The 12,368-nt window shown below is 73.2% G+C and carries 10 protein-coding genes; 4 read left to right on the top strand and 6 right to left on the bottom strand.

The window, feature by feature from the left end; all coding sequences use genetic code 11:
- Positions 1 to 5: 5 nt before the first annotated feature.
- Positions 6 to 554, bottom strand: a complete 549-nt coding sequence (locus Q5761_RS02715; RefSeq protein ID WP_318751105.1) for an ABC transporter permease subunit — start codon at positions 552 to 554, stop codon at positions 6 to 8.
- A gap of 403 nt (positions 555 to 957) precedes the next feature.
- Here Q5761_RS02715 and asnB point away from each other — a divergent pair, with 403 nt between their 5' ends.
- The 4 genes from asnB to Q5761_RS02695 all read left to right on the top strand — a co-directional run bounded on the left by asnB (position 958) and on the right by Q5761_RS02695 (position 6,119).
- Positions 958 to 2,529 (top strand): asparagine synthase B, encoded by a 1,572-nt coding sequence (gene asnB / locus Q5761_RS02710; RefSeq protein ID WP_318751104.1) that lies wholly within the window; start codon positions 958 to 960, stop codon positions 2,527 to 2,529.
- Between the two features lie 715 nt (positions 2,530 to 3,244).
- Entirely contained in the window at positions 3,245 to 4,147 is a 903-nt protein-coding gene (locus tag Q5761_RS02705) for a methionine ABC transporter ATP-binding protein (RefSeq protein WP_318751103.1), read from the top strand.
- 24 nt (positions 4,148 to 4,171) lie between these two features.
- A complete protein-coding gene (locus tag Q5761_RS02700; RefSeq protein WP_318751102.1) occupies positions 4,172 to 4,891 on the top strand; it encodes a methionine ABC transporter permease in 720 nt (239 codons plus the stop codon).
- Between the two features lie 301 nt (positions 4,892 to 5,192).
- Positions 5,193 to 6,119 carry a MetQ/NlpA family ABC transporter substrate-binding protein gene (locus Q5761_RS02695; RefSeq protein WP_318751101.1) on the top strand — a complete coding sequence of 309 codons (927 nt, stop codon included), beginning with the start codon at positions 5,193 to 5,195 and terminating at the stop codon, positions 6,117 to 6,119.
- Positions 6,120 to 6,332: 213 nt separating this feature from the next.
- Here the strand turns inward: Q5761_RS02695 and Q5761_RS02690 are convergent, their stop codons facing one another.
- The 5 genes from Q5761_RS02690 to Q5761_RS02670 all read right to left on the bottom strand — a co-directional run bounded on the left by Q5761_RS02690 (position 6,333) and on the right by Q5761_RS02670 (position 12,365).
- Complete coding sequence (locus Q5761_RS02690) at positions 6,333 to 7,235, bottom strand: lytic transglycosylase domain-containing protein (RefSeq protein ID WP_318751100.1); 903 nt, start codon at positions 7,233 to 7,235, stop codon at positions 6,333 to 6,335.
- Positions 7,236 to 7,418: 183 nt separating this feature from the next.
- Entirely contained in the window at positions 7,419 to 8,237 is an 819-nt protein-coding gene (locus Q5761_RS02685) for a histidinol-phosphatase (protein ID WP_318751099.1), read from the bottom strand.
- A gap of 202 nt (positions 8,238 to 8,439) precedes the next feature.
- The gene (locus tag Q5761_RS02680; protein WP_318751098.1) at positions 8,440 to 10,944 is read right to left on the bottom strand and encodes a S9 family peptidase; all 2,505 of its coding nucleotides are present in this window, start codon (positions 10,942 to 10,944) and stop codon (positions 8,440 to 8,442) included.
- Between the two features lie 470 nt (positions 10,945 to 11,414).
- On the bottom strand, positions 11,415 to 11,888 hold the full coding sequence (locus Q5761_RS02675) for a type II toxin-antitoxin system VapC family toxin (RefSeq protein ID WP_318751097.1): 474 nt from the start codon (positions 11,886 to 11,888) through the stop codon (positions 11,415 to 11,417).
- Between the two features lie 3 nt (positions 11,889 to 11,891).
- Positions 11,892 to 12,365 (bottom strand): helix-turn-helix domain-containing protein, encoded by a 474-nt coding sequence (locus tag Q5761_RS02670; RefSeq protein ID WP_318751096.1) that lies wholly within the window; start codon positions 12,363 to 12,365, stop codon positions 11,892 to 11,894.
- Positions 12,366 to 12,368 lie beyond the last annotated feature (3 nt).

Below are 12,368 nucleotides of genomic sequence, written 5' to 3'. Positions count from 1 at the left end.
GGCCCTCACCTCCCCCCGGCGGCACCGCCGGCGGCCGCCCCCGGACCGTCGCCCGCGCCGCCTGCCGGCGCGCCGGGGAGCCCACCCTCCGCCGCGGCGGGCCATCCGCCGGCGCCCCCCGGCACGGCGGCCGACCCGTCGCCGCCCCGCATCGCCAGCCGCCAGCGCCGGCTGGGCCAGAGGCCCTCGGGCCGGACGATCATCAGCACCACCATGGCCGCGCCGAAGACCAGCATGCGGTAGTCGGCCAGCCCGCGGAAGAGCTGGGGCAGCACCACCATGGCGAAGGTGCCCAGGAACACGCCGGGGATGGAGCCCGTGCCGCCCAGGATGACGATGGCGAACATCACCACCGACTCCCAGAAGGAGAAGCTCTCCGGCGCGATCACCCCCATCTTCACCGCGTACAGGTTCCCGGCCACCCCGGCCAGGGCGCCGCCGACGGCGAAGGCCAGCACCTTGTACCGGCCGGTGTCGATGCCCATGGCCGCCGCGGCCACCTCGTCCTCCCGGATGTAGCTCCAGGCCCGGCCGATGCGGCTGTCCTTGGCCACCGAACAGGGCGCTGAAGGAGACAGACTGGTATGACATGATATGGAAACAAAAGGAGGGTCATTCCTCCCCGCCAGGGACGGAGGGCGGCTCGCGCCCACCGCAGCCGACGCCCCGAGGGACCCACCGGCCTGCCCGGCGAGTTGACACCGCGCCCCCCTTCTGGTGTGATGGGAGGCGCACGGACTGGCACCGAAGGCCCCATCGGCGTACCCGTGACGCTCCGTCGGCGCTTCCCGTGGCGTTCCATCGGGGTTCCGTCGGCGCTTCCCGTGGCGTTCCATCGGGGTGAGGAAAACCGGGTGAACGTTGCCCGCGGGCCAACGCACCCGGTCTTTTTGTCAGTCGGCCGTGCCGGCGCACAAGGGCGCCGGGAGCGGCCGGGCGGAAAGGAGGCGGGACGCGATGTGCGGCATCGCCGGCGCCACCGCCCCCCGCGGCGAGGCGGTGGGCCGCATGCTGGAGGCCATGGCGCATCGGGGGCCCGACGACCAAGGGCTGTGGATCGGCGAACGGATCACCCTCGGCCACCGCCGCCTGTCCATCATCGACCTGGCGGGCGGGCGCCAGCCCCTGGCCAACGAAGACGGCTCCATCCGCGTGGTGTTCAACGGCGAGATCTACAACTACCGCGAGCTGCGGGACGAGCTGGCCGCCCGCGGCCACCGCCTCCGCACCCAGACCGACACCGAGGTCCTGGTCCACCTCTACGAGGACGAGGGGCCGGCCCTGGTGCGGCGGCTCTACGGCATGTTCGCCTTCGCCCTCGCGACGCCCGACGGCCTGTTCCTCGCCCGCGACCCCCTGGGCATCAAGCCGCTCTACGTCGGGCGCGACCGCCATGGCGCGCTGCTCTTCGCCTCGGAGATCGGCGCCCTGCTGCCCCACGTAGAGACCATCGAGGAGTTCCCCCCCGGCCACTACTGGACCGAGCGGGACGGGTTCGTCCGGTACTACGAGCTGCCCCCCGTGCGGTACGACCTGCCCAGCCCGGAGGCCGCCGTGGACGAGCTCGTCGCCCGCCTGCGGCGGGCGGTGCGGCGGCGGCTGGTGGCCGACGTGCCGGTGGGCGTGTTCCTCAGCGGGGGCCTGGACAGCAGCCTGATCGCCGCGCTGGTGGCGGAGGCGCGGGCCGAGACCGGAGAGCCGGTCCATTCCTTCGCCGTGGGCATGGAGGGCAGCGAGGACCTCGAGCGCGCACGGCTGGTGGCGGCGCACCTCGGCACCGTCCACCACGAGTACGCCTTCACCCGGGAGGAGCTGATCGGGCTGCTGCCCGAGGTCATCCGGCGGCTCGAGTCCTTCGACGCCGCGCTGGTGCGCAGCGCCGTCCCGACGTACCTGGTGTCGCGGCTGGCGCGCCGGTACGTCAAGGTGGTGCTCTCGGGCGAGGGAGCGGACGAGCTCTTCGGCGGATACCAGTACCTCAAGCGGCCGGAGATCCGGGCGCGGCTGCAGGACGAGCTGCGGGAGATCACCCTGGCGCTGCACAACACGAACCTGCAACGGGTCGACCGCATGACCATGGCCCACGGCCTGGAGGGGCGGGTCCCCTTCCTCTCGGTGACCCTGGTCGACCTGGCCTGGCGCATCCCCCCGCGCTGGAAGATCCACGACCGCACCGGGACCGAGAAGTGGATCCTGCGCCAGGCGGCGCGCCGCTTCCTGCCCGCGGCCGTGGTGCAGCGGGAGAAGGCGAAGTTCGCCATGGGCACGGGCGTGGGACCCACCCTGGAGCGCTTCGCCGAAGCCGCCGTCAGCGACCGCGAGTGGGCGGAGGGCCGGCAGCCGTGGCCGGACCTGGAGCTGGGCAGCAAGGAGGAGCTCCTCTACTTCCGCTGGTTCTGCCAGGCCTTCGGCCCCCGGGCGCGCTTGGCCGCCCGGCTGGTGGGACGCAGCCGCAGCCTGAACCCGCACGAGCTCTACGCCCCGGGCTGGCGGGAGCGGACGTCCCGCACGGGGACGGAGACGCCGTGACGGCGGGCAAGCCAGCCGGACGAACGCGGCCCGGGGGGGCACCGGTTGACAGCCGGACGCAACCGGCGGCATAATCGGCAGCGTACACGCGAGCCGGCTCGACCGCCGGACCGCGGCCCGACGCCCGGTCCCGGCGGCGCCCACGAACAACCGAATACGCCACATCTCTTCTTATCCAGAGTGGCGGAGGGACGGGCCCAATGAAGCCACGGCAACCTCCGTGCGGCCGCACCGCGGCCCCATCGGCCGTTCCGGCTCGGCCCGCCGGCGGCGGTGGCCGCGGAGGCGTCCGGTCTCGGGTCGGGCCGCCGCGATGCCCGCTGGTCGCGGGGGCGCGACCGCGGGGCCGCGCCCGATGCGGTCGCCGGGTGGTGCCAACTCCCGCAGAACCGCGTCCTGGTGCCGGGACGCCGTTCTGAGAGATAAGAAGGGATGGCACCCTTTGGCCATCCTTTCTGCGTCTCTCGGAAAGGATGGCTTTTTGTTGCCCGTCGCCGGACCGGGACCGCCCGGTTGCGGACCAGGGCTGCCCGCTGCGGCGCCGCGGACCGAGGCGGCCGGGTGCGGAGGGGTCGCCTGGTGGACGAACCGGCCCGCCTGAACGGGCACTGCGTCGCCACGGACCGAGGCGACCGGCTGCGGAGGCCGCCGGGTCGGTGGAGGGCGCGGGCCCCCGCCGAACCCGGATCCGGCGCGGGCGACGGGGGTGATGCGGATGCCGGAACCGATGCTGGAGGTTCGCAACCTGGTGAAGGTCTTCCGCGGCCGCCGCGGGACCACCACGGCCCTGGACGGGGTCGACCTCGTGGTTCGGCGGGGCGAGTTCTTCGGCGTCGTCGGTCCGTCGGGGGCGGGCAAGAGCACCCTGGTGCGGTGCATCACCCTGCTCGAGCGCCCGACGACGGGGTCCATCCGCCTCGGCGGCGTCGAGCTCACGCGACTCCGGGGTGCCGCCCTGCGGCGGCAGCGCCGGCGCATCGGCCTGGTCTTCCAGCACTTCCACCTGCTCTGGTCCCGTACGGCGGCGGGCAACGTGGCGCTGCCCCTCGAGATCGCCGGCGTCCCGCGGGACCGCATCCGGCACCGGGTCGAGGAGCTGCTGGATTGGGTCGGGCTGGCCGACAAGGCGGGCGCCTACCCCGCCCAGCTCAGCGGCGGGCAGAAGCAGCGGGTGGCCATCGCCCGCGCCCTGGCCACGGAGCCGGAGCTGTTGCTCTGCGACGAGCCCACCTCGGCCCTGGACGCCGCCACCAGCCGGACGGTGCTGGAGCTGCTCCAGCGGGTCCACCGGGAGCTGGGGATCACGGTGCTGCTGATCACCCACCAGCTGGAGCTGGTGCGGGCGGCCTGCCAGCGGGTGGCGGTGATGGACGCCGGTCGCATCGCCGAGTGCGGACCCGTGGACGCGGTGTTCGGCCGACCCCAGGCCGAGGCGACCCGGCGCCTGCTGGCTGCGGCGGGCGACGGCGCGGGATCCGACGCCGCGGCGGGGATCGCGACCGCCGGGCAGGGTGCTCCCCTCGCCCAACCGCTCCCCGACGCCGTCCATCCGCTGCCGGCCGCCTCGGGACGGCTCCCGGCGCCCGGCGTCGCCGGCCCATGGCGTGTCGGGAGGTGACGGTGCGTGGGAGGAACCGGCGCGATGCCGGGCGGTTCGACCCTGACGGCGGCGGGGTTCGTCCCCGCACCGCTGGTCGAACTGCTCGCGGCCCTGACGGAGTACGGACCCGACATCGTGGAGGCCACCGGCCAGACCCTGTACATGGTGGGCCTCGCCATCCTCTTCGCGACTCTGGCCGGGGTGCCCATCGGCACCCTCCTGGTGGTGATGGACCGGGGGCACATCGCCGCCTTCCCGCCGCTGCGGGCGCTCCTGGCCTTCGTGGTCAACACGGGTCGGTCGGTGCCCTTCATCATCCTGCTCATCGCCCTGGCGCCCTTCACCCGCCTGCTGGTGGGCACGTCCCTGGGGACCGCGGCCGCGGTGCCGCCCATGGCGGTGGCCGCCACGCCCCTGGTCGCCCGGGTCGTGGAGACCGCGCTCAGGGAGGTGGACCGCGGCACCATCGACGCGGCGGTCGCCATGGGGGCGACCCCCTGGCAGGTGGTGACCAAGGTGCTGCTGCCCGAGGCGCTGCCCGCCGTGGTGCTGGGGGTGACCATCGCCACCGTGGGCCTCATCGAGTTCTCCGCGGTGGCGGGCGCCGTCGGGGGTGGCGGCCTGGGCGACCTGGCCTTCCGCATGGGCTACCAGCGGTGGGAGGCCGGGGTGCTGCTGGCCTGCGTGGTGCTCCTGGTGGCGCTGGTGCAGCTGGTCCAGTGGACCGGCGAGTCGCTGGCCCGGCGGCTCAACCACCGGTGAGCCGGCACCGCCCCCGGCGGCCGGAGGGCGGCGGACCGGCGTCCGCCGCCCTCCGGCCGCCGGGGGCCGCGGCTCGGGACGGCCAGGGACTGCCGCCCGATCCGGCTTGGCGTCCCGGCCCATGGAGCACGCCGGGTCTTGGGCACCGGGTCGGCGCGGCAAGCGGGCATGGGGGATGGTCCGCGGGAGCGGCCGGTTCGTCCGCGAGGGGGTGACGGGGACGCGATGGGTGAGAACAGCCACGTCCACCGCCCGATGACGAACGCGGCCGAGCGGTGGACGGGAAGGAGGTCGCAGCCCGATGCGTGCAGGCTCCCCTCTCCCCCCGCGCCGGCGCTGGATCCGGCGGATCGCGACGTCGTTGACGGTCTTGCTGGTGGCGGCCGTGGCGGCCGGCTGCGGAGGCGGCCCGTCGGCCGGTTCGTCCGGCGCTGCGGCCGATGAGGGTGCGGCCGGCGGCGACGGGTCCGCGGGCGCGCAGGGATCCGTCACCTTGAAGGTCGGCGCCACCGCCGTCCCCCACGCCGAGATCCTCCGCGACGTGGCGGCCCCGGCCCTGGCCAAGCAGGGCATCGAGCTGGAGGTCGTGGAGTTCAGCGACTACACCAAGATCAACCCGGCCCTGGTGGACGGCGAGCTGGACGCCAACTACTTCCAGCACATCCCCTACCTGGACCAGTTCAACGAGGACCACGGGACGAACCTGACGCCGCTGGCCAAGGTGCACATCGAGCCCATGGGGCTGTACTCCGACAAGATCACCGATCTCGACCAGCTCCGGGACGGCGCCACGGTGGCCATCCCCAACGACCCGACCAACGGCGGGCGGGCGCTGCTGCTCCTGCAGTCGGCCGGGCTGATCAAGCTCGAGGAGGGCGCGGACTACACCGCCACGGTGCGGGACATCGTGGAGAACCCGAAGAACCTGGAGATCCGCGAGGTGGCGGCCGAGCTGATCCCGCGCACCCTGGCCGACGTGGATCTGGCGGCCATCAACACGAACTACGTGCTGGAGGCGAAGAAGGCGGGGGCGATGAAGAACCCCGAGCCGCTGTTCATCGAGGACGCCGACTCGCCCTTCGCCAACGTGCTCGTGGTGCGGCCGGAGGACGTGGACCGGCCGGAGCTCAAGGCGCTGGCGGAGGTCCTGGTGGGTCCCGAGGTCAAGGAGTACATCGAAGAGCACTACGACGGCGCGGTCGTGCCCGCCCAGGAACTGTTGGAGTAGGATCGCCGCGAACGGGTGCAGCCGAGTCGCCTGCCGGAGGAAGGCCTCACCCGCGGCGCGGGTGAGGCCTTCCGCGTCCATCCTCCCAGCACCGCAGGTCCCGTTCCACCGGCCCGCATCCAGCGACCGCACCCGGTGACGAGACCGCGCCGCATGGGCTGGAGGGCAGGAACACGGGGACGGCGGGAGGGCGGAACCCCCCGAACGCCGGGGCTAGCCGCGCAGGCCGGCATCGGCCCCGCCCCGGCGCCACAGGGCCAGCACCCGCTCCACGTAGGCCTGCGTCTCGCGATAGGGAGGAACGTCCCCGTGCCGCTGCACGGCACCGGGCCCCGCGTTGTAGGCCGCCAGGGCCAAGCGGATGTCACCAAACCGCTCCAGCTGCTGGCGCAGGTAGCGGGCGCCGGCGTCGAGGTTCTGCCAAGGATCCCAGGGGTCGGTGACACCCAGCGCCCGCGCGGTGGCCGGCATGAGCTGCATCAGGCCGAGGGCGCCCGCAGGCGAGCGTGCCAGCGGGTTCCAGCCGGACTCCACCTCGATCACCGCACGGAGCAGGGCGGGATCGAGGCCGTGGCGGCGGGCGGCCACATCGGCCAGGGTCTCCAGCCGATCGCGGGGCCATGGCGACGCATCGTCCCCGGACGGGGTCCCTCCTGCGCTGCCGACCGCGCTGGTGGCGTCGGCCCCGGCCGCACCCAGGGCCGCCAGGGCCCCCCACAACCCGCTGGCCCCCGGGAGGGCGCCCCACCCCACCGTCGCCGGGGAACCGCGTCCGCCCGTCGCCGCGATGCCGAAAGCCAGCGCCGTTTCCGCCAGCGCCGCTCCCCCCGTCCAGCCCTCCAGCGCGAGGAGCGACGCCAGCGTCGCCGCGAAGTCGAGGTGCCCGGCGTTTGGCCGGGCCCGGGAAGCGGCGCCGATGACGGGCTCAGGAGGCTGCGAACCGGATGGCATCGGGGCCGAGGGCGTCGCGTCGGTCCCGGCGGCGCCCGCGGCACCCTGCAGCCCCGATGCACCGATGCCGGCGGGCCGCTTCGCTCGTTGCGCCCGCAGGGCCGCCGCCCAGAGCAGGAACTCCAGGTCCCGGTCCCCGATGCCCCATGTCCCGCCGACGGCCACGTCCACCACCTCCCCATCGCCCCGGGGACATCCGAACCCGCGGCCACCGGTCGGCGTCCCGGACCGCCGGCCCCTCCGGGAGCCCCCGGCGTGCGAGCCCCTGCCCCGTGGGGTCCTGCGATTCCCCATGGCGCCCGCTCCGTCCACCCCGTCGGACGCCCCCAACGCCGTCCACCAAGCGATCTATCCCAGCGGCTCCTGTCGCCCCACCCGCCCCTCGAACACCGTCACCGTCTCGAATCCATGGGCCCGGGCGTAGGCGACCAGCTCCGGGTACGCCCATCCCACGTGTTCGGGCTCGTGGGCGTCGGAGGCCAGGGTCACCCGCACCCCGAGCCGTCGCGCCTCATCCAGGATGCCCGGGTCCGGGTAGAACTCCCCGACCGGCTTGCGCACCCCGGCGCTGGAGATCTCCAGGCACACCCCGGCCTCCGCCGCCGCCCGCGCCAGGCGCCGGTGGTACTCGGCCAGTTCGTCCCGGTATTCGGGCGGCAGCTTGTAGCCGAACACCTTGATCACGTCGGGGTGCCCGAAGACGTCGAAGAGCCCGCTGCGGATCGCCCGCTCCGCCAGGTCGAAGTAGCGCCGGTACGCCTCCCGGACGTCGCGCCCGGGCCAGCTGGCGGGATCCAGGTCGAAGCCCCAGTCGTCGATCCAGTGCACCGAACCGATGACGAAGTCCAGGGGATAGGCAGCCAGGAACGCGCGGATGTCCTCCTCCCGGCCGGGGACGTAGTCCATCTCGATGCCCGCCTTCACCGGCAGGCCCTCGGCGCGGGCGGCCTGCAGGAGGGCGATGTAGTCCGCCATGCGGAAGCCGCTGCTGTAGCGCTCCACGTACCACGGGCGGCCCAGAAGCGGCGCCCCCTCGACGAAGTTGTACGCGTGCTCGGTGATGCCGATCTCGTCCACACCGCGGGCCCGGGCCGTCTCCACGAACCGCAGCAGGTACTCCCGGGTCAGCCCGCCCCGCTCCAGGTGCATGTGGTAGTCGACCAGCATGGCTTCGGCCCCAGCCCCCTTGCCCGCCTCTGGCCGCGGCGCGCACCGCCCGCGCCCACCCCCTGGGCGCGGGGTTCCGCCCCGGTCCGGACGGGGCTCCGGACCTCCGGACCCGCGTCGCCGCCCCCCTGACGAGATCCCTACCCCGGCGCGGCCGGCGACGTCCCGCGACGCCACGGTCGTGCTCGTCGCGGCCGCGGGCCTAGCCCCGGGCCGCCGGTTCCTCCGACGGCGCCGGCGAGCGCGCCCCCGTCGACCGCTCCGGCTGCAGGTAGCGGTCGAACCAGTCGACGATGCGATCCAGCCGGTAGACCCGGTGCCAGGGCTTGCCGCCGCGGCTCAAGCCGTGGCTCTCGTCGGGGAAGCGGACGAACTCCGTCGGCACGCCGAGGACCTTGAGCGCCGTGTAGAGCTGCTCCGCCTGTTCGATGGGACAGCGCAGGTCCATCTCCGAGTGCATCACCAGGAGCGGCGTCTTGCACCGGGCGATGTGGTGGATGGGTGACATCGCCAGGTACCGCAGCGGGTCCTCCCACGGCGGCACCTCCAGGTCGAAGAGGTCGTAGAAGCCGATGTCGCTGGTGCCGAAGAAGCTGTGCTCGTTGGCCACGCAGCGCATGGTCACCGCCGCCCGGAAGCGGTCGGTGTGGGTGACGATCCAGTTGGTCATGTAGCCCCCGTAGCTGCCGCCCGCCACCCCGAGCCGCTGGCGATCGATGAAGTCGTACCGCTCCAGCACCGCGTCGACGAAGGTCATCAGATCCCGGTAGTCGCGGTTGCCCCAGTCGCCCCGGATGGCCGCACAGAAGGCCTGGCCGTAACCCTGGCTGCCCCGCGGGTTGGTGTAGAACACGGCGTAGCCGCGGGCGGCCAGCAGCTGGAACTCGTGGAAGAAGGCGTACCCGTACATGGCCATGGGGCCGCCGTGGATCTGGAGGATCGCCGGGTACCGCTTGCCCGGTTCGAAGCCCACGGGCCGCATGAGCCAGCCGTCGAGGACGTTCCCGTCGGATTCGAAGGTGAAGTGCTCCGGCTCGACGACCTCCACCTCGGCCAGCCACCGGTCGTTGGCCCGGGAGAGGCGCCGGCCCTGGATCACGGGGTGGCCGTTGCGGGTCGCCCCGCCGGTCGGCCCCGCGGTCGGACCGTCGGCCGCCGCGAGGCGGGCCGCCGCGAGGCCGGCCTCCACGGCGGCAGTGCGGCCATCCTTGCCGGAGGAACCGGCACCGGCCTCCGCGCGGCCGTCCCCTGCCGTGCCCGGGGCGGCGGCCGCCCCGCCGCCGGCCACGGCGGCCGCGGCCGATTCGTCCCGGGAAGGAAGCTCGGCGATCCACACCTCGCCCGGCTCCGTCGCCGTCAAGCGAAGGTAGGCGCAGCGCCGGCCCGCCCGGTCGATGCTGATCCCCCGCAGCACCTGCGGCCCGTCGGTCAACGGGCGGATCGTCCCGTCCACCCCGAACCAGTAGAGCTGCACCTCCCCACGGCGGCTGACCAGGGCATAGAGACCCGACCCGTCGGGAGCCCACGCCATCACGGCCCCGGGCTCACCGACGACATCGTTGACGCTCTCGTCGCCCACCGTCAGGTCGGCCTCGGCGGTGAGGCAGCGCCGCTGGCTGCCGTCGGCGGCGATCAGGTACAGGTGGGTGTTGCTATAGGCCCGGTAGCGGCGGGCGTCCTGGCCCCGGACGGCGATCCAGCGGCCGTCGGGCGACGGCAGCGCTTCGTAGACGTCGAGGTCCGAGCTGGTCAGCTTGCGGACGCCCGGCGGCAGCGGGTCGCGGGAGAGGTCGAGGGGCCGCTCGCAGGTCGCCCCGGAACCCGCCCCGCCCTCCCCGCCGGCCGGGTGGAAGGGCACCAGGTAGACGTCGGTCCAGGGCTGGCGGTCGGCGTCGGGATGCGGGTTCGTCACCACCAGCAGCTCGCGACCCGAGGGCATCCAGGCCACCCAGCGTACGTCGTACTCGCCCGCGGTGATCTGGAACCAGGGTACGGTGGCCGCACCGGGCGGGGCGACCTGCGCCAGGTGGGCATCGCCGTCCCCCAGGTCCAGCACCAGCGCATGGTGGCGGTGATCGGTGAAGTAGCCGACGCCGTCCAACTTGTAGGCCAGCCGGCGGATCACCTTCACGCCGCGGGTGTGACGCCGGTACGGATCGTCGTCGCCCGGCTCGGGGTCCCCAACGGCCTCCAGCCCCCGCTCCGGATGAACCTGCGCCACCACCGACAGGTAGCGGCCGTCGGGCGACCAGCCGGCGGGGCTCACCCCCTGCTTGAAGCGGGTGAGCAGGCGCGCCTCGCCACCGTGCGCCGGCAAGAGATAGAGCTGGGGCCGGGGCTTCTCGTTCCCCCGGCCGGCCTCGCCGGCCTTGCCTGCGGAGCCGGCCCTCGTCCCCGCCCCGTCGCCGGGCAACGGCCGGTCGGAGAGGAAGGCCAGCCAGCGGCCGTCGGGCGACCACCGGGGCGCCCGGTCGATGCCCGGTCCGGTGGTCAGCGGCGCCGGCGGGCCCTCACGGGACGCCGGGGCCGCGTACAGGTTGGACCGGTACTGGTTCCGGTCGGCGTCGATCCAGCGCTCCACCCACACCACCCGGTCCCCGTCGGGGGCGATGCGGGGATCGCCCACGAACCGGAGGTCCAGCAGGTCGCGGGAGGTGATGGGGCGCCGGCCGTTGGCCGGCTGGGTCGCACCATGGGATCCCGTCATGACGTCACCTCGGTCGATGGGTCGAGCCGGCCCCCGCGGGCCGGCTCGCTGGCGATGGACCTGTTGGGGGGATTCGAGCTGGAGTACGGGAACCCTCTCCCCGACCGTGGGCGGGTCGGGCATGCGAAGCCCGGCGCAGGTACGGCTCTCTCTGGACACCATCGGAAAGGCCCCAGCGCGCCACCCCCGACTCGGGCGGCTCGACCGGGACGAGAGCACAGCGTGGAATGTCGCGGCCTTGTGGCCGCCGTCGCCGGGAGTGGCCCGCAGACGGGAAACGCCCGTGGACGGGGCGGAAGACCTGCTTTACAGCAGGCGGCCCCGGAGGAAGCGGGAATCCGGCGCCGGCCGGCCGCCGGGTAAGACCGGCACCGCAACGGCTGGAGACCAACACCGCCAGGGGGTCGTCGTACCCATACAAGGCAAAGGACCGGGCCGGCTCACCCGGCCCGGTCCGCGTCCCGCCTCGCTCAACGGTCTGCCTCATCCCCATTTGCGATGGCTAACGGGTTCAGAATTTGGATCGGCAAACCGCGGAAATCCCGCTCGTTGTCGGTTATGAGCACCGCGTCTTCGGACAGAGCCGTTGCCGCGATTAAAGCGTCGGGCAGCTTCAGCTTCCCTTCGAGACGCTTGCCGCATGTCGGGCACCGCTCGCCTGCCCGTCCCCGCTGCCGGAGCCGCCGCAGCTCCCCGGCCTTGCGCGCGATCTCGGCATCGACCGCGATCACATCGTCCGAGAGGTCCATGAGTGCCTCGATCTCCTGAATGCGTTCCGGTGTCAGACCGGCGGTACTCAGCAATTCAGCCCGCGTCACTTCTGAAAAGAAGATGCGGCAGCCTCGCGCCCGAAGCTCCTGCAGGCACTGGACGACAGCAGGGTGTCCTTCGAGGAAGTGCGTGGCCACGGTAGTATCGACGACGAACGCCTCTTGTTCGGCCACGCCTCATTCCTCGCGATCTTCCCGGATTTGCCGGCCCAGCTCGGGGTAGTCCTCCCAAGCCCCTGCCAGGCCCGCCCAGTCCTTCGGCTTCTGCTTGCTCTCAAACGGAACGGAGGTCAGCTTGCCATGAAACTGGGCCGCAGGGATTCGCCAGGTTCCGCCAGGCGTCCTCTCCGCCTGGATCCGGCCGCTCTCGCACCATCGGCGCACCTGCTGTTGGCTGACCCGAAAGCGCCGCGCAACCTCCGCCGTCGTCAGATACTCTCCTTCAAGCCGCTCGGCCTGGATGCTCAGCTCCAAGCGAAGACCCTGGTGCGCCGCGTCGGGGTTCTCGTTGATGAGCTTCGTAATCGCTTCCAGCATGGGATCGACGACTCGCTCCAGCAGATGCTCCCTCAACGCCGCACGCTGATCCGACGCGGCAGTCCGCCGCAACGCCTCGACCGTCTGCCGGTCAAGGTTCAGCGCCACGGACATGAG

Origin of the sequence: Thermaerobacter composti (assembly GCF_033582035.1) — a bacterium.
Taxonomy (GTDB): domain Bacteria; phylum Bacillota; class Sulfobacillia; order Thermaerobacterales; family Thermaerobacteraceae; genus Thermaerobacter; species Thermaerobacter composti.
Note: the sequence above shows the minus strand (reverse complement) of the source record. Positions and strands in the feature narration are given on the sequence as shown.